Raw genomic sequence first — 22,587 nt, forward strand, 5'->3', positions numbered from 1 at the left:
AATTATGGCAACCAAAAAACAATTTTTCGTTTCTCTTGAAGGCGTAGACCTTACCGACGAACAATTAAAAAACATTGACAAGGGAATTCAGAATGTAGTGCTTTCCGAACTTTCTAAAGTAGACAACACACAGGCTTTCGGCGCGCACAGAAATTTCAGAGAACTGACTAAACCCTTAAAAGTGAAAGACTGGTTTCCTTGGGGAATCATTATTTTCAAGCCGGGAATTGATATTACCAAGCAGGTTACAGACATCCATAATCAGATAAAAGCTTATGGAGGCTAGTTTTAACTCTTCAAAAAAGATGTGTCCCAGCTACGTTGGAAAAGTTGGGGCGCAGCTTTTCGGAGTCGTCAATAAAGACGGAAGAGTTCAGTTTATAACCCCTCTTACCGTTACAGAAGATTTTATTGAGCAGAATGAAAATCTGGAACAGCGATTCCGTTTCACCGGAAAATGTGTGGAAAAAGGATGCGGACAATGGAACCATGAAGAGTCCAGATGTTCTCTGTCTAAAAAAGTTCAGGATCTGAATTTTCCAAAAAATACTGAATTATCATTTTGTCCGATCCGTTCGCAATGCAGATGGTTTTCTCAGGATGGCAAAGAAGCCTGTTTTTCCTGCAACGAAGTCACCCGAAATATGGAAGAATTACTTGTTAATAATGCAGCACAATAAAAAATCCAATCATAAAATTGGCGGCATATACTTTGAATAGTTGATTATTAAGATTTTATCTGAACATCAATTTTTCAAACTTACTATGAGGAAACTTCTAACCGCAGGTATCGCCGGAATTTCAGCATTTGTTGCTGTGGTTTTTCTTTCGGGATACGGATATATTTTTAAAGCTATAGCGATCAATTTAAAAAAAGGACCTTTTACTCCTTCAATAGATGATGAGGAAAAATTTCCTTCACGGGTTATTCACAACAGACATCCGAAACGATGGAAGAAACACATAAGTTACAATAAAAAAGAACTTTCAGCACGAGTTTTGGAAGAGCTGAAAAAGACAAGGGCTTCTTCTCTTCTGGTAATTCACGACGGAAAACTCCTGCACGAAGAATACTGGAAAGATCATGATGCTTCTTCTTTAATGAATTCCTTTTCAATGGCGAAGGGCGTTCTTTCTGTTTTAACGGGTTGTGCGATAGATGACGGATATATTGAATCTGAAAACCAGTTGATTTCCACCGTTTTTCCACAATATAAAAACAATCGTTTCGGAAAATATCTCACCTTTAAACATTTGATGACGATGCAGGCAGGATTGGATTGGGAAGAAGAATACCATCATCCTTTCGCAGAGAATTCCAGACAGTATTTCGTAGACGATCTTGCGGAGCAGGCTTTTGGGATAGATTTTAAAGAAAGGCCGGGCGAAAAATACGAATACCAGAGTGTTGCAGCACAATTATTAGGTCTTGCGTTAAGAGAAGCTACAGGAAAAGATCTTGCAGCCTATCTTTCAGAAAAAATATGGCAGCCTTTGGGAATGGAATCTCATGCAAAATGGAGCATAGACGAAAAAGGCGTTGAAAAAGCATTCTGCTGTATTCATGCCGTAGCAAGAGATTTTGCAAAACTCGGACAATTCATTATGCAGAAAGGAGAGTGGGAAGGAAAACAGCTCATCAGCAAAGAATATTGTGAAAAACTTTTATCGCCCACGAAAGAGAACGATGCATTTTGCTACACAATCTGGGCAGATGATGAAAGTGATCATCATTACAGATTTTTTTATGGCTTTTTAGGGCAGTTTATTATCATGATTCCCGAGAAAAAGCTGGTGATCGTGAAAACCGGATTTTACAACAGGCTGGATGTTGATAAAAAGAAAAGACCGCTTCAGGTAAAGCTTTTGGCAGAAGAACTTACAAAACTAGTATAAAAAATAAGCTGCAAAATTTTTGCAGCTTATTTTTTTGATAGTAAACTTAGAATGAATCTCTGTAGTTTAGATTTCCTGTTGCTCCCTGTGGAAGAAAAACAACTTTTCTTTTGATACTCTTAGCTTTTTCAAGTGCTTTAAGCGCTTTTTGACGTTCAACTTCCCTGTTAAAATGAGAATTGATGTTTTCAGATTGTGCAGTTGCTTTCATATGTATATTTTTTGGTGTGTTACAGTGAGCTAATCTAAAAATATGCCGTTTTCAGGGTAAATCTTCTAATGAGGTATCAAAAACAAAAAAAATATTTTTTTTAATTTCTTTGATATTCTTGGCATAGTAGTTGAATACTAAAACGCAACTATTAAAAAATAAACAAATAAGGGATATAAAATATTTCCCGGAGCAATTCGGGAATATTTTTTATCACTTTTTAAAGGAAAAACACCAATCACTATAAATATTAATACTTTTGACTAAATCCCCGAATCTTTCGGGGATTTTTTCATGTGATTTTATTTGATACCTTTACAAAAAAAATAGGTTGTGGGTTATATAATTAAAACAACATCAGACGGTTTGATCTATGTTAAAGCGTCGAGCGTTATCCATGTTAAAAAGCCCAATGCACTGGAAGGAGCAAAGGTTATGGGGCAGCCATTGGTAATTAATGTAAACCATATTGGCTTTTTGAGCTACAATATTGAAGGTCACGTTACCTTTTTTATGGCAAGCGGGTTTGAGATCTCAATGAAGATATTTTACGAAGAAGCAGAAGAAGCTTTTAACTGTGCAAAAGGAAATATTGAGAAAATAATCAGGTAATTTTAATCAATAAAAAAGACGTTTCAGCCGAAACGTCTTTTTTTTATCTTGGTAAGCCTCTTTTCAGGGCGATTTCTGCTCTTTTTACAGCCACTTTTTCCTTCCAGTCCATGTATTTTTTCTTGAAGTTTTTCTTCATGATGTCATCAAATTTACGCTGTACCGTAAGATTCCATAAAGAATGTGCCTTCACTGCCCAGGATTTATCCCAGGCTCTAAGGGAGATAGAAAAACTTCCGTCCAGATATTTCATCCAGTGCCACCATCCGGTTGGCATAAACAAAGTATCTCCGTGTTCAAGATAACATTCAATACCTTCTACACCGTCTAAGGCAGGGAATTTTGTAAAATCAGGATTTTCAATATCATAATCTTCCAACGCATACGTTGCATAAGGAATCTGGTAAAGTCTCTCTTTCCATTTGTAATCGAAAAGGAGAATATGCTTTCTTCCGTTAAAGTGGGTATGGAAAATATGCGCCATATCAATATCGAAATGCAGGAACGTTACAGAGCCTTTACCTCCGAAAAACATATTGGGATATTTGTCCAGAAATCCTCCCATTAATTCTTTAGGAGAAATATAATCTTCAAGAAGTTTCGGGGCAAATTTTATCGGGTCAAAAAGGAAAATTCTAAGATCGGTAGGTTCTCTCTGGATAAGATCGATGTAATCTCCGAATTTCATTTTGGCTGCAGAAGCATTAATGGGAGCTGCAGGATCAGCCTTCGAACTGTCGTACAACGGAACTTCCACATCGCCTACTACTTCTTTCATGTATTCCATGGTCCATTTCTGGTACGCTGGCCATTTTCTTGCCATGTTCTTAATGACAACAGGTTTTCTCGGCTTCAGATACTTTTCAATGAATTCTTCCTGAGTAATGTCATCTACAATATCTATAGGCTTTAAATTAATTCCCATTTCTTAAAATTTAATGTTACAAAATTATTAAATAAAAATATATGTTAACAGATTTAAGCTTTTTTTAATCTATGATTCAAATCATTTTTAACTATTTAGACTAAGATAAAGTAATGCGAAATATTTCTATAAGCACAATTTTTTAAAAAAAACACCCTGCAAAAAAGAATTGCAGGGTAAAAACACAATTTGATGAATAAAAATTCATTTCTTCCCGCTAAAATAAAAAAATATTTATAACTGGTTTTTGCCCTGAAGAGAATAATATAAGGGAAAAGATAGAATTTTTTCTATCTCATTCTAAAAAAAGCAATGAAAGGTATCCAATTATAAAACGCAAAATAAATTTTAATGAATTTTATTAATTTTTGAAATAAAATTTTTTTTTGTCATGCCTAAAAAATAAGGCTTAATTTGCCGATTTTCTTATGCAATAGTTTTACATTATTATTCATAGTTTTGTGATATGACACAAATGGAAATTCGCGAAACATTTTGTGATACGATTGCAGAATGTATTTCTTTAAAGTCATAATGATGCATCATCCGAACTATACATTTATTCTAGATAAAATTGTATAGCTAGGGAAAAATTATTATTAACAATTAAAAGAAAAAATTCTATGAAAAAGAAAATTTTATTTTGCGCCATGTTCGGAATTTCCGTTATGGCGTTTGCGAGAGTTCAGGCGGTTTGGAATTCAACTTGTGGTGTGAAACATTACACGTCTTTTCCAGATAATTGGACATATAGTCAAATGGCAAGCTATATTGCTTCAGTTAATGAAGTAGAATGTGGAGTACGACCAGATGTGACTATTAATCCTTAAATTAATTTGGTAGGCGGAATTATTCCGCCTATCTTCAATATCTATATTATCAATATGAAGAAATTTTTTTTATTTTTTGCTATACCAATTTTTTCAGTTATTTTTTCTCAAAAAGTAGCATTTGATCCTACTATAAAAGTAACTTATGATTCTAAACTTCAATTGGGAGAAAAATATCAACATAATCAAAAATTTGTTTTAGTAGGAAACTCTCAGGATTATTATTTTGGTGCGGCACAAAATTATTTAAATGATACGGGACAATATGAAACTAAGGGAATAGATACAAGGGCAATTAGTGACTATTTTCGGGAAAGAATTATTAGAGTTAATAATAAAACTACAGTTTTTACTAATACAATGGAATCTAAATTTCGTTATGAGGAAGGTGAGCCTTTGCAATGGGTTTTGTACAGTGATACAAAAATAATCAATGGAATTAAATGTCAAATGGCAGCAACAAACAAGTTTGGGAGAAGATGGATTGCGTATTTTTCTAAAGATTATCCTCAATCTTTAGGACCGTACAAATTTGTAGGTTTACCCGGATTAATATTTGAATTGTATGATACAAGGGATGATTATCATTTTACAGCAATAAAAGTCGAAAAAAATTCTGATGAATTTACATTTAATCTTTCCCCTTATAAATTAATGAACAAAAAAAATTATCTTCAGGCAAGATATAACATGGAATTTACCCTTGCAGGATTCCCACAAATGGATGAGGAGATGAGGAAGCAAACTCAGGAAATATTTGATAAAAAGAAAAAAATGTACAACAATCCTTTGGAGCTAAAACCTTTTGAATAATAAAAAAAGAGCCTTAAAATCTAAGGCTCAAAACACAAATGTCAGATAAAAAACCGACTTATTTTTTCAGACTTTTTATCAGTTCTTGAATCTGAGAACTGATTACTTTTGCTGCTTCAGAATCTGTAATATTGATAATGATTCCCTGTTGAAAATCTTTTTGACCAATCGAATTGTCTTTCAAATCAGCATTTTCAAGATTATTGTATGTCGTGTCTTTTTGATCATCAAAAAGGTCTTGAATTTTCACCTGAAAAATTTCAGCCAGTTTCGGAATGTATTGAGACTTAATATCCGTTGCTTCATTTTCCCAATTGGTATATGTATTTCTGTCTAATCCCAACATATCGGCAATTTCCTGTTGAGAAAGTTTTGTTTTGCTTCTCAGCTTTTTAAGATTAGTTCCTACTCCCATAGATGAAATTGTTTTTTACAAATGTATACAATTAGCCAAAGAATTAATAATAAAACACTTCAAAAATTCGGTCTTTTCATTAAATACTATTTGAGAGCATAATGCATAGAAAATTTTTCATCAGGAAAGGAACTTTACTTTAAAAAATAAATTTCAACACATCAAAAAAATATCACTATGTTTGTAGTGATAAAAAGATTTTAACTTTTTGCTATAAATGCAATCTTTATACTCGTGTAACAAAACGCTTTAACCATTAACTAATTAAGCAAATAATAAATTATGAAAAAGAGAATATCTTTATTCCTGATGATTTTTTTCTCTGTGATTGCTTTTGGACAGAAAACAGTTTCGGGGAAGATCACGGATGAAGACGGAGTGGGAATCCCGAGTGCTAGTGTAACGGTGGAAGAGCCGGGAAAAGATGCTATTCTTGCCTACGGAATTACCAACTCAAAAGGAGAATACAAAGTCACCTTCACTTCCGGAGAATCTAATGTAGACCTTAAAGTAAAGGCTTTCAACCAGCGGCCTTTAACGAAGCAGATCAGCAACAGCGATCAGACGCTCAACTTCAAAATGGAAGGCGAAGCAACGGAAATTAAAGAGGTGAAGCTTAAAACAAAAATGGTTACGGCAAGAGGAGATACCATTTCCTACGATCTCAAGGCATTCGACAGCAAAAGCGACAGAACATTAGCCGATGTTTTGAAAAAAATGCCGGGAATTGAAGTCAATACAGACGGAACGATTCTTTATCAGGGGAACGCAATCAATAAATTCTACGTTAACGGAAAAGACTTAATGGAAGGTGGTTACGGAACCATCAACAACTCGCTTCCGAAAGATGCGGTACAGAAAGTTGAGGTACTGGAAAATCACCAGCCGGTAAAAATCTTACAGGATAAGGTTCCTTCCGATCAGGCAGCCATTAATATCAAGCTGAAGAATTCTGTGACGATGACGGGGAGAGGAGAAGTAGGAGTTGGAGGAAGCCCGCTTCTATGGAATGTAAAACTTACACCGATGTTCTTCGGACAGAAAAGTCAGTGGGTGGTTAATTACAAATCCAACAATAATGGCGAACAGGTAGAAAACGAAGGAAATATTCTGTCTTTCGGAAACAGATTTGAAGGAAGAAGAATCAACGCAACCCAAAACGACTGGCTGAATGTAGAAAATGCAAGTACGCCGAATCTTCCGGTAAAAAGATATCTCATGAACAGCGTTCATTATGTATCTGCAAATTATCTTACCAATATCGATAAGAAAAAAGAATGGGAGCTGAAAGCGAATGCCAATTATACCAACAATGCGGTGGAACGAGAATCTTATAATGAACAGGATCTTTTTGCAACGCCTAAAAGACCAGCGTCCACAATATTACAGAATATCCGCAATAATTTCTATACAGACAAGGCAAAAGGAGAATTAATTTTTACTAAAAACGCTAAAAAAGGATTCTTTAAAAACACGACAAGCTTTTCTCAGTATTGGAACGCCGACAGAGGGATTGTTGACAGAACAGTAAAAGGTTCTGCAAGCAGTTATACAGCGCATGGAGATGAAGCAGTAGAATCGCCTACAACTTCTTTCCAAAACTCATTGAGTACCATTATTCCGTGGAAAGAAAAAATGGTAAATGTATTATCGTACATCAGCTACCAGACAGACAGACAGACTTTGGATGTTTCACCGGCTTCCTATCTGGCAATTCCCGGTTTTCTTCCTACATCTACATCTTTTGTAAGTCAGAATTTAAGACTTAAAACTTTTGAAGCCAATCATTCTGCAAATATTGGTTTTTCTACAAAAGGATGGACGTTTACTCCGGAAGTTGGATTTAATTTTAAATCGACTAATTTAGTTTCGAGTTTGTCAAATATTATAACAAATCCTTTTACCAGCCCAAATCCTACACCAGCTTCACAGTACAATAATGATTTGAAATATACTACAGCGACACCTTATGGAAGTTTAGGGGTGAATTATAAGAGCGATTCGTGGATGTTGTATGCTAATTTCCCGGTAAACTCGAATAATATTAAAGCAGATGATCCGATAAGACTGGTTTCCAAAGAAGTGAATAAAGTGACATTTGAACCAAGTATTTTTGCACAGTATACATTTGCATCTTTCTGGAAAGCTTCCGTAAATGCTAATGTTAATAATAATTTTGGTGAAATAAACACTGCTTATTCAGGATTTTTAATGACTTCTCCAGCGGGAATCAGTGCGATGGATATTAACAATCCGATTCCTCAGAATAATAATAAATCTGCAGGAACGAGAATCGAATACAGAAATCCGTTGAATAATTTGTTCTTTAACATTAACTACAGATTTTCTGATGCAAAGAGGAACTTAATATCCAATCCTACAATCAACGAAGCAGGATATACTATTATGCAGTATAAGGAACAGGATAATCATGTTCTGAATAATGGATATAATGTAGAAGTAGGAAAATATTTCCCGAAATTCAAAACAAATGCTTCTGTTAGCTACAGTAATAATACAGCAAAATCTGACGCTTTCCTGGATAATGCTTCCTATACGAACAAGAACAACAGCCAGTCTTTTGGAGTAAAATTTAACAACACCTATTTCAGTTGGATGAGCATTGATTATAATGCAAGTTTCTCCAGAACAAAGCAGACAAGTACGGGAGATGTAGTTTCCAATGCAGCAAGAAGAGGTTTTACCCATAATTTAGGACTCTTCTTCTATCCTATAGAAAACCACACTATTGGATTTAATTGGGATCAGGTGAATACTAATGCAGCTAATGCAAAATATAATAATGGATTCTATGATCTTTCTTATCAGTTCACATGGGCTAAAAAGAAAATCGATTTCGAATTGAAATGGATGAATATCGCAAATAAGAGGGTATTTGAAACGTATGAAATTAATGCAACAAATACCAATTACACAAGAATTCAGCTTCGTCCAAGTCAGGTCATGTTTACCGTAAAATTCAACTTTAAATAAAATGGAAACCAGTCTTCAAAGGCTGGTTTTTTATTTGATAAAAGAAACTTCAGCAACAAATTAAAAAAATCTGTAACAAAAATCTGAAACCGATAACTAATTGTATAAACATTCTATTTAAAATGAAAAAACTATTTTCAATGTTTCTGGTTGCATTTTTTGTATTGGTAAGTGCACAGGACAAAGACTCTAAAGAAACTGCCAACCGGTTTTTTTATGAACTTACTTTCAAGCCGAAAAGTGATTCTGCAAAACTGGAAAAGGTAATGACGGTTTTAGATATCGTAAAAGACAGATCAATTTACAGAGATTATACGATGCTTGCTCAGGATTCTATCATGAAAGTTCAGATTGAAGCAATGCAGAAATCGGGAGTATTTAAAGATATGTCCAAGTCTATCAGAATGCCGAAATTCTCAGAAAAAGTGGTGAAAACATATCCTGATATGAAAATTCAGTATATCGAAAGAATTGCAAGCGGATTTTCACCAATGGGAATTGCATATACGGAAACTCCGAAATTCGACTGGAAAATTTCTAACGAAAAAGAAAAAATCGGAGCCTATAATGCACAAAAAGCAACGGCTGAATTCGGAGGAAGAAAATGGACGGCTTGGTTCACTACAGAACTGCCATTTCAGGATGGTCCTTATAAGTTTTCAGGACTTCCCGGTCTGATCGTGAAAGTGGAAGATGATGCAAAAAACTATTCATGGGTGCTTCAGGGAAACAGAAAATTGCCAAACTGGGAAGAACTTTCTTATGCAGAAAAAATTTCCAACATGAGCTTAAAAGTAACCGACATGCCGAGAGAAAAATTCGAAAAAACCTTTAACGAGTTCAAGAAAGATCCTTTCGCTACTGCAAGACCAATGATGACGCAGGAGATCATGTCCAAAACAATTCCGGGAATGGATGGGACAATCGGAGATATGATGAAAAAGCAGGAAAAAATGTATAAGGATTTCTTCAATGCCAACAACAATCCTATCGAGCTTACCCAGTCTGCTTCTACAGACAAAAAGAAAAAGTAACATTCATATTTACTAAATTATATTTGAATCAACCCAAATGTTTTCATGCATTTGGGTTGATTTTTTTCATAGCACACGTTATTTAGATTAAATTTAAATAGCGTATATTTGCACGTACAAAAATATCGGCTTTGAAACATAAGGATTTACATAAGTTGAGCGGATTTCCCAAAAACAGACTGGGAAAAATTGTAGGGTATGATAACGACAGCCTGAAAATGCCCAATAAGATCATTGAAATGGGGCTTCTTCCGGAAACTTTCTTCAAAATTTTGTATCAGGCTCCGTTCCGAGGTCCGATGTACGTAGAATTTGGAGATGAAAAAAGCCGTATTGCTCTTCGTGAAGAAGAAGGAGATTATATCATTGTTGAAGAATTGAATTAATGCAGAGCGCTCACAAAAAACAGATCCTTTTAGTCGGGAATCCAAATGTCGGAAAATCCACGGTTTTCAATGCTTTGAGCAATAAAAAGCAAAAGACCGGAAACTATGCAGGAGTTACCGTAGCAAGCCATTCCGGAACATACAGTTACAAAAATGAAGAGGTAGAAATCATCGATCTGCCGGGTTCTTACAGCATTTATCCAAGTTCGGAAGATGAGGCTATTTTTTCTAAATTTCTTATTGATGAACAGCAAAATTATGCCGGAGTTATCTACATTCTCGAAGCGTTAAGCTTAAAAAGGGGACTGCTTTTGTTTCAGCAGATTCAGGATTTGGGAATTCCGATGATTCTGGTGGTTAATCAGATTGATCAGGCTGAAAGAAGAGGAATTACCATCAATATTGAAAAATTATCTGAGTCTTTAGGGATAAAAGTTTTTGAGACCAATGCTAAAGAACAGATCGGGATTGAGGAAATAAAAGAAGCCGTTTACAACAATCAATTCGTAACATCCGAAAAGATCTCTTTTGAAACCCCTTCCGAGCACAAAGATTTCATCAGAAAACTATCTCTTCACAAAGGATTTGAAAACGAATATAAAGCGTGGATGAGCCTTTCTCTGGGAACAGATCTGGAGAAGCTGGAATCTATTGTAGGACTCATCAACGAGCCGGACTCCAAAAGTCTGGTTCCCAAAAGACTGCAGGTGCAGGAAACGGTAAGAAGATATCAGTTTGCAGATAAAATTCTGTCTGATGTTATTTCTAAAAAACCGCAGTTCAAAGAACTTTTAACAGAAAAACTAGACAGAATACTGGTTCATAAATTCTGGGGATACGTCGTTTTTCTTTTGATTTTATTAATCATTTTCCAGAGTGTATTTTTCTTAGCGGAATATCCGATGAACTGGATCGACAGTTTCTTCTCATGGCTAACCGCTTTCACCTCAGAACATTTACCGGAAGGACCGCTTAATTCATTAATTTCAAACGGAATTATCCCGGGAATCGGCGGGATTGTGGTTTTTGCGCCACAAATCGGAATTTTACTGTATTTCCTTTATCTTTTGGAAGATTCAGGATATATGGCAAGAGTCGTTTTCCTGATGGACCGTATTTTAAGACCTTTCGGACTGAATGGTAAAAGTATTGTTCCTTTGGTTTCGGGAACGGCATGTGCAATTCCCGCAGTTATTTCAACAAGAAATATAGAAAATTTAAAAGAAAGGCTGCTTACCATTTTAGTAACACCTTTTATGACGTGTTCTGCGAGACTTCCGGTGTACAGCATCATTATCGGGCTTATTATTTCAGACGGAACATTTTTAGGAATAAAATACAAGGCTTTGGTCTTGATGGGAATGTATCTGTTAGGATTTTTAGTCGCATTATTTTCCGCATCCATTCTCAAAAGATTTATCAAAAATAAAGGGAAAACCTATCTTGTGATGGATTTACCGACCTATAAAAAACCACTTTTTGCATATGATTTCAAAATGGTTTTAGGCAAAGTATGGGAATTCATTACAGGAGCCGGAAAGATTATCTTCATTGTGAGCATCATCATCTGGTTTTTAAGCTATTTCGGACCCAAACAGAAGCCGGATCAGTTCGTGGCAACCAATGTGGAACTGGATCATTCTTACCTTGCCAAAATGGGAAAAGGAATTGAGCCGGTAATTGCTCCTTTAGGCTACGACTGGAAAATGGGCGTCGGAATTCTGACAAGTTTCGTGGCAAGAGAAGTGTTCGTGGGAACCATGTCTACCCTGTACAGTCTTGAAGATGATGCTCCCGAAGTAAAAGTAATCGATAAAATGAGACGCGACGTAAAACCGAACGGTGAGAAAGTCTTCAGCTTTGCAACCGGAGTTTCCGTCCTCTTATTTTACGCATTTGCAATGCAGTGTGTTTCTACACTTGCAGTAGTCTACAGAGAAACCAAAAGCTGGAAATGGACTGGCTTACAGGTGGCTATGATGACCGGTTTGGCATATTTTGTGTCGATGATAGTATATCAGATTTTAAAATAATGGATACTTCCTTACTTTTACAATATATCATTGTTTTACTGATCGTTGCATTCGCGTGCTACTCTTTATTCAGAATATTGAAAAAGAATTTCGCACCGAAAAAGTTCAGTTCCAAAAGAAACGGATGCGATAAAGATTGTGGGTGTTCGTAGATCTTGAATAAATTTTTCAGGAGCTGTTTCCCGCTTTTCGCACTCGCTATTTTAGATTTTCGGCGGCGGCAAAGCCGCCGCCGAAAATCTAAAATGAGCTCAGACAAATGCTGCAATCGGGGCTAGCTTTTTTACCATAATCATTACTTTCTGTCATTGCGAGGAATGAAATGACGAAGCAATCTCAATAAACAACCGATATCAAGATGTTGTGCTTTTCTCCATTCTACCGTAATTTCATCAGATAATAAGTCCTCATTATATTTGATTGAAATAAGATGACTTTTAATGATTATTTAAAAATTCAGGAATATTTTTCAGAATCAACTCACAGGTTTTATTTGTATTTTTGCGAAAGATTCCATTTCAACCACGTCGGAAAAATGGTTTCAGAAGAATATAAATAAAAACATACTTAATGTCACTAATAAAAAGCATTTCAGGAATCCGTGGAACCATTGGCGGAAAAGTAAACGATAATTTAACACCGCTTGATGTGGTAAAATTTGCTTCCGCATTCGGAACTTGGCTTCAGAACAATAAAAATAAAAAAGATTTAACCCTGGTTATCGGTAGAGATGCAAGAATCTCCGGACAAATGGTGTCTTCTCTGGTAACGGCAACTTTACAGGGGCTTGGAATTAACGTAGTAGATTTAGGTCTTTCCACAACACCCACCGTTGAAATTATGGTTCCCGAACTGAAAGCAGACGGAGGAATTATTCTCACCGCTTCCCACAATCCGAAACAGTGGAACGCTTTGAAATTGCTGAATGATAAAGGAGAATTCATCAGCGGAGAGAATGGAGCTGAGGTTTTGGCTTTGGCAGAAAGCGAAGATTTCAATTATGCAGAAGTGGACGATTTGGGAAAATATGAGATACGAGAAGATGCTTTTGATATTCATATTCAGCAGATTTTAGACTTGCCGATGGTAGATGCAGAAGCCATTAAAGCTAAAAATTTCAAAGTGGTTTTGGATGCGGTTAATTCTACTGGAGGAATTGCAATTCCGATGCTTTTGGATAAATTGGGTTGCGAAACGGTAAAATTATACTGTGAACCGACCGGTCATTTTCCGCACAATCCGGAACCGTTAAAAGAACATTTGGGAGACATTTGTGAGCTGGTAAAAAAAGAAGGCGCAGATTTCGGAATCGTTGTTGATCCGGATGTAGACAGACTGGCTTTAATCGATGAAAAAGGCGAAATGTTTGGTGAAGAATATACTTTGGTTGCCGTTGCAGACTATTTGCTGAAAAATAAAAACGGAGTGGCAATTTCCAACCTTTCATCAAGCCGTGCTTTAAGGGATGTGGCAAACACCCACAATTCCGAATATTTTGCCAGTGCCGTAGGAGAGGTGAATGTAGTAACCTTAATGAAGGAAAAAAATGCCGTGATTGGAGGAGAAGGAAACGGAGGAATTATTTATCCAGATCTTCACTACGGAAGAGATTCTTTAGTTGGAGTTGCTTTATTTTTAACCCATTTAGCAAAAGAAAATAAAACGGTTTCCGAACTGAGAGCAGGCTATCCAAGCTATTTCATGGGCAAAAAGAAAATCGAATTAACGCCTGAAATCAATGTAGATGATATTTTATCCAAAATGGAAAAAGAATATCAGAATGAAGAAGTTTCTACCGTTGATGGTGTGAAAATCGATTTTGAAAACAACTGGGTTCACCTCAGAAAATCAAATACAGAGCCGATCATCAGAATTTATACAGAGGCAAAATCTCAGGAAGAAGCCGATAAATTAGGAGACGATATCATCGCAAAAATTAAAAGTTTAATTTAATTTGAAATAACAGCGGAGCTTTCTTAGCTCCGTTTTTTTGTTTAAAAGTTGAAAACTTCAAAAATTATTGAAGATTTGAATCTTCGCAAAAAGCGTTCATCATTATGTTAAATTAACAATAACTCCTCCTTTTTTATCCACAATTCTTTGATGATAATGATCTTTTTACTATCTTTCAGATAGAAATTTACGAAAATAAATGTCAAAAAAATTTCGCAACTTTGCATACATTTTGAATCATAAATTTCAGAAGTAATATTAATTTAAAAAAGTTTGTCGAGGTTTGTAAGCATATTCAGACATTGGCCGACGAAGGATGTGAGTATTGGAAGAGTATTTTGGAAATGAACTTGTGAAGAAGTTCGAAGAAATGATGGAAAATAATGATGAATTCTACTTTGATACAGAAGAATTGGAAGACATCATTGTTTACTACCTGGAGCTGGGAGACTTTAATTACGCCGATATGGCGGTGAATTACGGTTTGAAGCTTCATCCCAATTCTTTGGACATTAAGATTAAAAAACTTGAAGTTCTTTTAGAATGGGAAGATTATAATGCGGCGAAAGACCTTATCGATGAGCTGAAAGGTTCTTCAATGGAAAACACAGACTTTTTGGTATGCTACGCAAAGTATTATTCGAATTTAGGAAATCCTAAAAAATCCATAGAAATTTGTAAAAAAGCACTGGAGCTGAAGGAAGAAGAAAATTTCCTCCACAACTTTATTGCGGACGAATATGTTAATTTAGGAGACCCTTTTAACGCTCTTAAACACTACAGAAAAGCACTGAAAGAAGATCCTACGGATGAATATTCGCTGGAAAACTGCATGGTGTGCTTTGCAGATCTTAATAAGAGTGAGGAAGCTATAGCCTTTCTGAATGAATATCTGGATGAATTTGCCTATTCTGAAGTAGCGTGGTTCGAGTACGGACAATTCTACTTCAACAGAAAAAATTACGAAGAAGCAATAAAAGGATACGATTATTTGCTGGCGATCAACTCCAATTCTGTAGGAGTTTATGCCAATAAAGCAGCCTGTTATGAAGCTTTAGGGCAGTATAAAAAAGCAATTGAAGTTTACGAAGAGATGCTGGAACTGGAATATACCAAAGCATTTACCTTCTATAAAATCGGGCTGTGTTATAAAGCTTTGAAGCAGCCTATCGTTGCCTTAAACTTTTTCCAGAAATCTTTAAGAGAAGATCCGCAGTTCTACCTTTCCATGATGGAGCAGTCGTATCTTTACGAGGAAATGGGCGGAATGACGGAAGCGTTGCACTTTGCAAGAGAAGCAACCTATCTTAACGAAAATAACCTTGATTATCAGAAAAGATTAGCATTTCTGTTCATTGATTCAGGTAAGTTCGAGGAAAGTCTTTCCTGTCTTAAAAAGCTGGTGGATGTGGAACCTTCAAGATTCTACAACTGGTACGCTTACTCGGAAGTTTTAATGCTTTTGGGAGAATATGAGGAAGCGATCATCGTTTTAAAAGAAGCTTTAAAATCACATAACAGAGCCGAATTGTATTATCAGCTCAGCAACTGTTATTTCAACCTTAAAGATCAGGAAAAAGGCGTTGAATCTCTTCAGAATGCACTGGAGCTTGATCCTTCTTTAGTAACGGATATGCAGAAAAAGTATCCTTTCATTAAAGATGAGGTTAAAAAAGCGAAGGCAAAAGTTAAAAAGAAAAATTAGTCATTTGATTTTCTGATGACACAATACAAATCCTGCATTTCTGCAGGATTTATTTTTTGATAACATTTGTTTTTGTCCTTAAAAAGATGAGTCCGGCAATAATAATACTTGCCCCCACAAACTGTAAAACCGAAAGCTTTTCGCCATCCAGAATTCCCCAGATGATTGCAACAATAGGCATCAGTAAAGTTACCGTTGATGCAAATAATGGCGTTGAAACTTTTAACAGGCGGTAATTCATCATCATAGCTAATCCGGTTCCGAAAATAGATAGAAGACTTACAAAAAACAGTCCCGTCAGATTACTTTCATCAAAACTGAATGTCGAGAAAAATCCGGTAAATGTTAAAGCAATTAACGAAGGAAAAAATAAAACAAATCCAAACACAAAAGCTGATAAAACTGTTGACGAAACTTCCATAAGTTTGGATTTTACCGTTGTTGTACTTAAAGCATAGCAAAAAGTAGCCAGAAGAAGCAGTACAATAGGAATCAGTTTAAATTTTCCGCCTTCTCCGTCTCCGCCAAAAGCCAGTAAACAGACTCCGCTGAAACTAATTAAAGTCCCGATAAGCTGTTTCTTTGTTGTTTCAAACTTCCAGATCAGAGCGCCCACAATGATCACGAAAATCGGCATCATAGAATTGATAATTCCCGCAATACTGCTGCTTACTTCTGTCTCTGCAATCGGAAACAGAAACATCGGGAAAAAATTCCCCGTAAAAGCCGCTAAAATCAGCCATTTTAAATGCTTCTTGGGAAAAAGCTTGTATTTTGAAATTGCAACAGGCATCAGAATAATTCCTGCAATAAGTACTCGTAAAGCGCCCACCTGATAAGGACTGAAATGCTCCAGAGATTTTTTGATCAGAATAAATGACGATCCCCAGATAATACTGAGTACAATCAGGAGGATCCATTTTTCTTTATCTGCGTTCATTGTTTTCGTATAAAATTTTTAAAAACTCTTTTTTAGGAATCATTCTGGCTCCCAAACTTTCAAGGTGATCTGTGTGAGACTGGCAGTCAATAAGTTCGATGCTGTTCTGGTATTTTTCAGCGAAATAAATAAATCCGGCTTTAGAAGCATTGCTTACTTTGGCAAACATACTTTCGCCGCAGAAAACATTTCCGATCTGTAAACCATAAAAACCACCGACTAATTCTTCATCCCGCCACACTTCAATGCTTTTTGCCAGTCCGTAATCATGAAGCCTGATGAAAACATCCATTAATTCATCCGAAAGCCATGTTCCGGTTTGTCCTTTCCGGCTAATTTCCTGACAGTTTCTGATAACCTCTCTGAAGTTTTTATTCTCCGAAAAAGTAAAAATATTCCTGTTGAGAATTTTTCGCATCGACTTTGAGACTCTGATCTCTTTCGGAAACAGCACAAATCTCGGATCGGGACACCACCAGAGAATTTCCTCATCAGGATTATACCATGGGAAAATTCCGAGCTGATAGGCAAACCACACCCTGTCGATCGAAAGATCACCGCCAAAAGCAATAACGCCCTCATGTCCGTCATAAACCTGCGGATCGGGAAATGAAATTTCGTTTTCGTCTAATCGAACCATTTTCAAAAAAAATCCCACTTGATAAAGCAGGATTTGTATTTTCAGTGTTATCTATTGTATTAGAAAGGCAGATCGTCATCCTCGTCATCTGCGAAAGGATTCTCGTTAGAAACCGGGGAAGCAGACTGCGATGGTGCTGCCTGTGTAGGTTCTGAAGCATTATCGAATACTTTTTCTACTCTCCATCCTGTAATGGAATTGAAGTATTTTGTTTCGCCCTGTGGAGAAACCCATTCTCTTCCTCTGATGTTGATTCCTACTTTTACATTCTCTCCTTCTCTTAAATTATCCAATAAACTAATCTTGTCAGACAAAAATTCTATGTTTATCGGTTGTGGATACTGCTCCTGCGTCAGAATCACCATTTCTCTCTTTTGGAAACCGCTCGCAAAAGTCTGAGCATCAAATATTTTCTTTACCGTTCCTTGTAATTCCATATCATATTAATTAACGTTGTAAAAGTAAGAAAATCAATCGTAATAAAGGCTACGTGAAAAAAAAAATGTAAAAATTTTAATTTTTTTTCCTGAAAAGTTTGGAGGTAAAAGAATTTATCCTATCTTTGCACCACTGAAAACGACAAAACGAAACAAGTTCTTTTAAAAATAAGTTTTCTTTAATAAACAACGCGGATGTGGTGTAATTGGTAGCCACGCCAGACTTAGGATCTGGTGCCGAGAGGCGTGGGGGTTCGAGTCCCTTCATCCGCACAGTATGCGAAAATAGCTCAGCTGGTAGAGCACAACCTTGCCAAGGTTGGGGTCGCGGGTTCGAATCCCGTTTTTCGCTCCACGCCTGCCCTGGTGGTGGAACTGGTAGACACGCAGGACTTAAAATCCTGTGCCTCTTTTGGCGTGCGGGTTCAAGTCCCGCCTGGGGTACAAGCTGATTTTCAGCGATTTAGCTCTCTTTTTAAGAGGGCTTTTTTTATGTCCAAAAATCTCTGATATAATATATCCAATACCATAGTTGTTAAATTTTCTTTTTCCGCTTTGTTGTTATTTCCTTTTATTCTTTATTTGCAGAATTCTATTGAGCTAAAAAATTATAAAGATCAGGTCTAAATGTGATCCTTTTATTAAAATTTGAAATTGATACAATTGCTGAAGCAGATGTATCAGGCGATTATTAAAACGTTTTAAGGGCTGAATAAAATAATTTTCATTAAATAATAACCATAAAAACATGTAAACGATGAGTACTGAAAATACAGAGAATCAAATAAATAGATCAACGGTTCTTGATGAAGAAACGCAGAAAATTGAGGAGATCTTAGGAATAAAACCGGAAGATTACTTAAAATATAACTTACTTCAATATTTACATCTCAATGACGTCGATATTGAGGATTTTTCAAAGTTTTTACCGTACCTCGTTAAAGTAACAAAAGTAAAACTTACCAACTGTACCATTGCCAATTTTTCCGAATTGTTAAAAATAGATAGTTGCTCCAGTTTCACTCTGGATAATGTGACTTTCAGAAACAACGAGTGTAATGTAAACAGAGGATTTCCTTATGAAATCCGATTTTCAAATATGACCTTTGATGCAGGTTGTTTTAACAGTTTCCATATATCGTCATCCGGTAAAGGATATAAGCATCTTTTTATTAATAATTGTCATATTGATAATATTCAGGAAATCAATAATATAAAAGGGCTTTATTCACTACATCTCGACAGTATAACTTTTACTTGTAACCCTACCAAGGTAAAAGAAAAATCAATCTACATGATCCATATTTTCAACTCCAAGTTTGAAGATATTTCTTTTATACCATTTAAAAAATCAGTAACAGACATTGAGTTTAAAAACTGTAGAATCGGAAGTTTTAACGGAATTTCAGAGTTTGAAAAACTTGAAGAAATTGAAATGACTACTGATACGGTTGTTGAGAACAAGGAAGAATTAGAAAACCCTTTCAATAAAGAAATTACCTGTCAATTCATTAAGGCGGAAAAACCATTTCGTTTAAAAAATGCAGTCTCACTCAGAAATTATATTAATGAATTAAGCTTTACCGATTTTAAAGCGAAAAAAATAAAGAATCTTGAAAATTTTGAAATGGTTAAAACTCTTTCATTTGATAAATCTGAATTTTATGTCGATGCTTTTCTGCCTATTGCCAATCAGATTCAAAAAGTGAAGATGAGAGATTCTGAGATTAAAAAACATAACTATTTCAGGTCATTCGTTAATTTGAAAAGTTTTGAATCACTCTGTTTCTCTAGAGAGAGTAAAGAGATAAAAAATTTCTCAAAATTACTTCCGTTAAAAGATCAGCTGACGAGTCTGGATTTTTATGAACACGATGAAATAGATAAGAAAGCTCCAGATTATCCCATCGGACAATTTACTTCACTCGAAACTTTAGAGTTAGGTTATGATATTTCTGCGAAAACGGGAAAATCTATTATGCAGTTGAAAAAATTGAAAAAGCTAAAAATAAGCACTGTAAAAACCAAACAGATCTTCGATTTGGGACATCTGAAAAAGCTGGAGTTTTTAATTTTTAATTCGAGGACAAAGTTTATAGGATTTGAAAATTTAAAACGTTTAAAATCTCTCAAGATCATCAATGATAAAAAGTTCGATCTCAGAACACTTCCCAAAATAGAATCTTTAAAAAGGCTGAATTTGTATGGAAATGACTCTAAAATGAAAGGGTTTAGCCGTTTCCCCAATTTGGAATTTCTTAGCCTTCAAGGAGTCGGTAAGGTGAATTTAAAACCTTTGAAAAAGCTAAAGGTTCTGGATTTGTATAACAGTAACATCACAGATTTTTCTTCCTTTGGAAATATGCCATTTCTGGAAAAATTAGATTTATCATGTATTCAGAATAATATTGATTTGAAGGAAATGTATAAGTTCCCGAATTTGAAATGGCTGGGATTTTTAGAAAGTGAAGAACTGGATGATATTTCCGGTTTGGAGCCTTTAAAAAAGCTGGAGCGTCTGGATTTATTCCAAACCAACGTTACAGATGTGAAAGTTCTGAACACTTTACCGAATTTAAAAGAAGTGAATTTGGCAGTAAAAAATTACAAACTAAATCTCAAAGCACAATTGGATCGTCCCGAAATAGCAGCTTATTATGCATTGCCGAGTGTTATGTTTTTCATCTGGAAAGAAGATGAATTTGGAATTTAAATGATCCGTAAGAAGCAAAGTAAGATTAATATTTAAACAGAATAACCACTCAAAATGAAAGAAAATCATCAAACAGATAAAACATCAGAAGCTTATAAAAGATTAAAAGAAATTTTAGGGGAAGAACCTTGGGAAGATTATGCAAGATCAAGAATAGATCTCAAAAATTTAACAATTGACGATTTTTCTATCATCTTGCCGTGGATCAGGAATGTAGGAAGATTGTATGTCAGCGATTCTACCATTTCCAATTTTTCAGAATTATTGAAGTTGGAGAATTGTTATTCTTTTCATTTGGATAATGTGACGTTCACAAACAATGACTGTGAGGTAACGAGAGACTTTCCAAGTGAAATTCATTTTTCTAATATGAATTTTGATGCAAGCGGGCTGAATTGCTTTCCTACATCAGTTAGTAAAGGACACCATAGCTTTTCTATTGAAAACTGTCATATTGAAAACATTCAGGAGATAAGCAATATAGAAGGAATTTCTGTATTATATCTTGATAAAATAACCTTCACCTATCATCCAAGAAAAATAAAAGAAAAATCAATTTACAGGATTAGCATTTCCGACTCGCAGTTTAAAGATATTTCTTTTATACCCTTTAAAAAATCGGTGGGGGATATTGATTTTGTAAACTGCCGTATAGGAAATTTTGAAGGAATTTCTGAGCTTAAGGAGCTTGAAGAAATTGGATTCGATAATGATACGATAGTTGAAGACATAAGGAAATTGGAAAATCCTTTTAATAAAAAAATTACCTGTTTTGTTTTCGTGAAAGATAAAAAGCAGCTCGATCTAAAAAATGTATTAGGGATCAGAAATTATATTAATCATATACATTTTACCAATTTTAAAGGAAAAAAAATTGATAATCTGGAAAAATTTGAAAGGTTGCATCATCTCACATTTGATAAATCTAAGTTTTATGTGGATGCATTTTTATCCATTGCAAAACAAATCCAGAGCGTAGAGGTTAGAGATTCAGCGATTAAAAAACATAGTTATTTTAAGCATTTTCCTAATTTGACAAGTTTTGAATTAAACGGTTTTGGAAAAGATAGTAAAGATACCCGAATTTTTTCAAAACTGTTTCCTCTAAAAAAACAGCTGAAAGAGCTGGAGTTTTATGAATCTCAGGATAAACCCACAAACTATCCCATCGAAAAATTTACAGGACTGGAATCTTTAAAAATAGGTTACAATATTTCGTTACAGACTGTGGAATCTATTCTTACTTTTAAAAAATTAAAAAAATTAGAAATAAGGATAGAAAAAACAAAGAAGATTATCGATTTGGAAAATCTGAAAAACTTGGAGTTTTTAAATATCTACAGTGAATCAAATTTATATTGTACGGGATTTGAACATTTAAAACGTTTAAAATCTTTGGAGATAAGCAGTGACGGGAAATGTGACATTAATATGCTTCCAAAAATGAAATCACTGAAAAGATTGAGTTTTTACAGTCATGAAGATTGTGCGGTGAAAGGGCTGAGCCAGTTTCCTAATTTGGAATTTCTGAAGCTTGAACACATAAAGAAGCTGCAATTAAAAACCCTGAAAAAGCTGAAAGTTTTGGATTTGAGAAATAGTGCAATTAAGAATTTGTCTTCCATTGAAACTTTACCATCCCTTGAAAAACTAGATTTATCTTCTCTTCAGAATAAAATTGATCTGAAAGAAATCTGGAAATTTCCCAATTTGAAATGGTTAACATTATTGGAAAGCTATGAGGTAAATGATATTTCAGGATTAGAAGCATTAAAAAAATTAGAGCGCTTGGATTTATACCAAACAAAAGTTACAGACGTAAAGGTGCTGAATACTTTGCCTAATTTAAGGGAAGTCAATTTATTAGTGAATAATTCCAAAGAACTTAATCTTGAATCACAATTGAATCGTCCTGAAATTGCCATTTACTGTGGATTACCAAGCGTAAATTTATGGATTTGGGAGAAAGATGAATTTGGGATTTAAAAAAGAAAACGATTCTCCATTTTCATTATTCAGATTAATTTTAATTTCTTAAATAACGATAAAA

Annotated in this window: 20 protein-coding genes and 3 tRNA genes; 17 read left to right on the top strand and 6 right to left on the bottom strand. The window is 35.1% G+C overall.

Annotated features, from left to right (window positions below; genetic code table 11):
- Positions 1-4: 4 nt before the first annotated feature.
- The 3 genes from KKI44_RS13965 to KKI44_RS13975 all read left to right on the top strand — a co-directional run bounded on the left by KKI44_RS13965 (position 5) and on the right by KKI44_RS13975 (position 1,896).
- On the top strand, positions 5-286 hold the full coding sequence (locus tag KKI44_RS13965; RefSeq protein WP_123891980.1) for a hypothetical protein: 282 nt from the start codon (positions 5-7) through the stop codon (positions 284-286).
- A 19-nt stretch (positions 287-305) separates the two neighbouring features.
- Positions 306-680, top strand: coding sequence for a hypothetical protein (locus tag KKI44_RS13970; protein ID WP_214587832.1), 375 nt, complete (start codon positions 306-308; stop codon positions 678-680).
- Positions 681-765: 85 nt separating this feature from the next.
- Positions 766-1,896 carry a serine hydrolase domain-containing protein gene (locus KKI44_RS13975; RefSeq protein WP_214587833.1) on the top strand — a complete coding sequence of 377 codons (1,131 nt, stop codon included), beginning with the start codon at positions 766-768 and terminating at the stop codon, positions 1,894-1,896.
- Between the two features lie 46 nt (positions 1,897-1,942).
- On the opposite strand, the gene KKI44_RS13980 is transcribed toward KKI44_RS13975, so the two are convergent.
- A complete protein-coding gene (locus KKI44_RS13980; protein WP_157967254.1) occupies positions 1,943-2,107 on the bottom strand; it encodes a hypothetical protein in 165 nt (54 codons plus the stop codon).
- 333 nt (positions 2,108-2,440) lie between these two features.
- Here KKI44_RS13980 and KKI44_RS13985 point away from each other — a divergent pair, with 333 nt between their 5' ends.
- A complete protein-coding gene (locus KKI44_RS13985) occupies positions 2,441-2,719 on the top strand; it encodes a hypothetical protein (protein WP_214587834.1) in 279 nt (92 codons plus the stop codon).
- Positions 2,720-2,762: 43 nt separating this feature from the next.
- Here the strand turns inward: KKI44_RS13985 and KKI44_RS13990 are convergent, their stop codons facing one another.
- Positions 2,763-3,644, bottom strand: coding sequence for a cupin-like domain-containing protein (locus KKI44_RS13990; RefSeq protein WP_087706597.1), 882 nt, complete (start codon positions 3,642-3,644; stop codon positions 2,763-2,765).
- Between the two features lie 623 nt (positions 3,645-4,267).
- On the opposite strand from KKI44_RS13990, the gene KKI44_RS13995 reads away from it, so the two are divergent.
- Together KKI44_RS13995 and KKI44_RS14000 are read left to right on the top strand one after the other, a co-directional pair.
- Positions 4,268-4,474 carry a hypothetical protein gene (locus KKI44_RS13995; RefSeq protein ID WP_214587835.1) on the top strand — a complete coding sequence of 69 codons (207 nt, stop codon included), beginning with the start codon at positions 4,268-4,270 and terminating at the stop codon, positions 4,472-4,474.
- 54 nt (positions 4,475-4,528) lie between these two features.
- The gene (locus KKI44_RS14000; protein ID WP_214587836.1) at positions 4,529-5,287 is read left to right on the top strand and encodes a GLPGLI family protein; all 759 of its coding nucleotides are present in this window, start codon (positions 4,529-4,531) and stop codon (positions 5,285-5,287) included.
- A gap of 58 nt (positions 5,288-5,345) precedes the next feature.
- Here KKI44_RS14000 and KKI44_RS14005 read toward each other — a convergent pair whose 3' ends face one another.
- Entirely contained in the window at positions 5,346-5,702 is a 357-nt protein-coding gene (locus KKI44_RS14005; RefSeq protein WP_214587837.1) for a helix-turn-helix domain-containing protein, read from the bottom strand.
- A 282-nt stretch (positions 5,703-5,984) separates the two neighbouring features.
- Between KKI44_RS14005 and KKI44_RS14010 the strand changes: the two genes are divergently transcribed.
- The 6 genes from KKI44_RS14010 (at position 5,985) to KKI44_RS14035 (ending at position 15,807) form a co-directional block, all read left to right on the top strand.
- Positions 5,985-8,696 (top strand): TonB-dependent receptor, encoded by a 2,712-nt coding sequence (locus KKI44_RS14010; RefSeq protein ID WP_214587838.1) that lies wholly within the window; start codon positions 5,985-5,987, stop codon positions 8,694-8,696.
- A 122-nt stretch (positions 8,697-8,818) separates the two neighbouring features.
- Positions 8,819-9,730 (top strand): GLPGLI family protein, encoded by a 912-nt coding sequence (locus KKI44_RS14015; RefSeq protein ID WP_214587839.1) that lies wholly within the window; start codon positions 8,819-8,821, stop codon positions 9,728-9,730.
- Positions 9,731-9,861: 131 nt separating this feature from the next.
- Positions 9,862-10,116 (top strand): ferrous iron transport protein A, encoded by a 255-nt coding sequence (locus KKI44_RS14020; RefSeq protein WP_214587840.1) that lies wholly within the window; start codon positions 9,862-9,864, stop codon positions 10,114-10,116.
- Positions 10,116-12,149, top strand: coding sequence for a ferrous iron transport protein B (gene feoB / locus KKI44_RS14025; RefSeq protein WP_214587841.1), 2,034 nt, complete (start codon positions 10,116-10,118; stop codon positions 12,147-12,149). The genes KKI44_RS14020 and feoB overlap by 1 nt, the downstream gene beginning before the upstream one ends.
- A gap of 570 nt (positions 12,150-12,719) precedes the next feature.
- The gene (gene glmM, locus KKI44_RS14030; RefSeq protein ID WP_214587842.1) at positions 12,720-14,102 is read left to right on the top strand and encodes a phosphoglucosamine mutase; all 1,383 of its coding nucleotides are present in this window, start codon (positions 12,720-12,722) and stop codon (positions 14,100-14,102) included.
- Positions 14,103-14,427: 325 nt separating this feature from the next.
- On the top strand, positions 14,428-15,807 hold the full coding sequence (locus KKI44_RS14035) for a tetratricopeptide repeat protein (RefSeq protein WP_214587843.1): 1,380 nt from the start codon (positions 14,428-14,430) through the stop codon (positions 15,805-15,807).
- Between the two features lie 49 nt (positions 15,808-15,856).
- Here KKI44_RS14035 and KKI44_RS14040 read toward each other — a convergent pair whose 3' ends face one another.
- The 3 genes from KKI44_RS14040 to KKI44_RS14050 are packed head-to-tail and all read right to left on the bottom strand — an operon-like array spanning position 15,857 to position 17,824.
- Entirely contained in the window at positions 15,857-16,747 is an 891-nt protein-coding gene (locus KKI44_RS14040) for a DMT family transporter (RefSeq protein WP_214587844.1), read from the bottom strand.
- Positions 16,734-17,387 carry a leucyl/phenylalanyl-tRNA--protein transferase gene (gene aat / locus KKI44_RS14045; RefSeq protein ID WP_214587845.1) on the bottom strand — a complete coding sequence of 218 codons (654 nt, stop codon included), beginning with the start codon at positions 17,385-17,387 and terminating at the stop codon, positions 16,734-16,736. The genes KKI44_RS14040 and aat overlap by 14 nt, the downstream gene beginning before the upstream one ends.
- A gap of 59 nt (positions 17,388-17,446) precedes the next feature.
- The gene (locus KKI44_RS14050; RefSeq protein ID WP_076391131.1) at positions 17,447-17,824 is read right to left on the bottom strand and encodes a DUF3127 domain-containing protein; all 378 of its coding nucleotides are present in this window, start codon (positions 17,822-17,824) and stop codon (positions 17,447-17,449) included.
- Between the two features lie 191 nt (positions 17,825-18,015).
- Between KKI44_RS14050 and KKI44_RS14055 the strand changes: the two genes are divergently transcribed.
- The 5 genes from KKI44_RS14055 to KKI44_RS14075 all read left to right on the top strand — a co-directional run bounded on the left by KKI44_RS14055 (position 18,016) and on the right by KKI44_RS14075 (position 22,523).
- A tRNA-Leu gene (locus tag KKI44_RS14055) sits at positions 18,016-18,097 on the top strand.
- Positions 18,098-18,103: 6 nt separating this feature from the next.
- Positions 18,104-18,179, top strand: a tRNA-Gly gene (locus tag KKI44_RS14060).
- Positions 18,180-18,184: 5 nt separating this feature from the next.
- Positions 18,185-18,268, top strand: a tRNA-Leu gene (locus KKI44_RS14065).
- A 313-nt stretch (positions 18,269-18,581) separates the two neighbouring features.
- A complete protein-coding gene (locus KKI44_RS14070) occupies positions 18,582-20,537 on the top strand; it encodes a hypothetical protein (protein WP_214587846.1) in 1,956 nt (651 codons plus the stop codon).
- 54 nt (positions 20,538-20,591) lie between these two features.
- Positions 20,592-22,523: a leucine-rich repeat domain-containing protein gene (locus tag KKI44_RS14075; RefSeq protein WP_214587847.1), complete on the top strand. Its 1,932-nt coding sequence runs from the start codon at positions 20,592-20,594 to the stop codon at positions 22,521-22,523.
- Positions 22,524-22,587 lie beyond the last annotated feature (64 nt).

Origin of the sequence: Chryseobacterium sp. ZHDP1, assembly GCF_018603435.1 — a bacterium.
GTDB lineage: Bacteria > Bacteroidota > Bacteroidia > Flavobacteriales > Weeksellaceae > Chryseobacterium > Chryseobacterium indicum.

Excerpts from the sequence above, each read along its gene's own strand:
- KKI44_RS14040 (WP_214587844.1), bottom strand. The coding sequence starts at position 16,747 with ATGAACGCAGATAAAGAAAAATGGATCCTCCTGATTGTACTCAGTATT.
- glmM (WP_214587842.1), top strand. The coding sequence starts at position 12,720 with ATGTCACTAATAAAAAGCATTTCAGGAATCCGTGGAACCATTGGCGGA.
- KKI44_RS14075 (WP_214587847.1), top strand. The coding sequence starts at position 20,592 with ATGAAAGAAAATCATCAAACAGATAAAACATCAGAAGCTTATAAAAGA.
- KKI44_RS14050 (WP_076391131.1), bottom strand. The coding sequence starts at position 17,824 with ATGGAATTACAAGGAACGGTAAAGAAAATATTTGATGCTCAGACTTTT.
- feoB (WP_214587841.1), top strand. The coding sequence starts at position 10,116 with ATGCAGAGCGCTCACAAAAAACAGATCCTTTTAGTCGGGAATCCAAAT.
- KKI44_RS13975 (WP_214587833.1), top strand. The coding sequence starts at position 766 with ATGAGGAAACTTCTAACCGCAGGTATCGCCGGAATTTCAGCATTTGTT.
- KKI44_RS14015 (WP_214587839.1), top strand. The coding sequence starts at position 8,819 with ATGAAAAAACTATTTTCAATGTTTCTGGTTGCATTTTTTGTATTGGTA.
- aat (WP_214587845.1), bottom strand. The coding sequence starts at position 17,387 with ATGGTTCGATTAGACGAAAACGAAATTTCATTTCCCGATCCGCAGGTT.
- KKI44_RS14000 (WP_214587836.1), top strand. The coding sequence starts at position 4,529 with ATGAAGAAATTTTTTTTATTTTTTGCTATACCAATTTTTTCAGTTATT.
- KKI44_RS13965 (WP_123891980.1), top strand. The coding sequence starts at position 5 with ATGGCAACCAAAAAACAATTTTTCGTTTCTCTTGAAGGCGTAGACCTT.
- KKI44_RS13990 (WP_087706597.1), bottom strand. The coding sequence starts at position 3,644 with ATGGGAATTAATTTAAAGCCTATAGATATTGTAGATGACATTACTCAG.
- KKI44_RS14010 (WP_214587838.1), top strand. The coding sequence starts at position 5,985 with ATGAAAAAGAGAATATCTTTATTCCTGATGATTTTTTTCTCTGTGATT.
- KKI44_RS13970 (WP_214587832.1), top strand. The coding sequence starts at position 306 with ATGTGTCCCAGCTACGTTGGAAAAGTTGGGGCGCAGCTTTTCGGAGTC.
- KKI44_RS13980 (WP_157967254.1), bottom strand. The coding sequence starts at position 2,107 with ATGAAAGCAACTGCACAATCTGAAAACATCAATTCTCATTTTAACAGG.
- KKI44_RS13995 (WP_214587835.1), top strand. The coding sequence starts at position 4,268 with ATGAAAAAGAAAATTTTATTTTGCGCCATGTTCGGAATTTCCGTTATG.
- KKI44_RS14070 (WP_214587846.1), top strand. The coding sequence starts at position 18,582 with ATGAGTACTGAAAATACAGAGAATCAAATAAATAGATCAACGGTTCTT.
- KKI44_RS14005 (WP_214587837.1), bottom strand. The coding sequence starts at position 5,702 with ATGGGAGTAGGAACTAATCTTAAAAAGCTGAGAAGCAAAACAAAACTT.